The organism is Achromobacter sp. SIMBA_011 (genome assembly GCF_046535435.1).
GTDB classification, from domain to species: Bacteria; Pseudomonadota; Gammaproteobacteria; order Burkholderiales; family Burkholderiaceae_B; genus Achromobacter; species Achromobacter dolens.
The window spans coordinates 1-348 of the sequence record NZ_JAWRWN010000146.1; the positions used below are offsets into that span (position 1 = coordinate 1).

A 348-nucleotide genomic window follows, 5' to 3' on the forward strand; every position below is an offset into this window, starting at 1 on the left:
TCGTCCGACAGTACGTGATACAGGACGAAGCGGTCCATTTAGCGGTTCTTCAGGTCTTCGAGCTCCTCCGCGAACATGATCGCGTCGACGCTGCGGTTGCCGTAGATCAGCGTGAACGTGCTGCGCGGTTCGAGTTCGAGCGTCGTCTTCACGATCGCGAGCACCGGCGTGATGCCCGAGCCACCGGAGAACGCGACGTACTGCTTGCCGTGATCGGCGTTCAGGTGCGTGAAGAAGCGGCCGTCCGGCGTCATCACGTCGATCGTGTGGCCGGGCTTCAGCGTGTCGAACGCGAAATTCGAGAAACGGCCGCCGCGCACGCGCTTGATGCCGATGCGCAGTTCGCCG

General features: G+C 62.9%; 1 pseudogene. It reads right to left on the reverse strand.

The features are described 5' to 3' along the window. Positions 1-41 precede the first annotated feature (41 nt). Positions 42-348: pseudogene (locus tag SB816_RS30305) on the reverse strand (phenylacetic acid degradation protein); the annotation flags it as partial.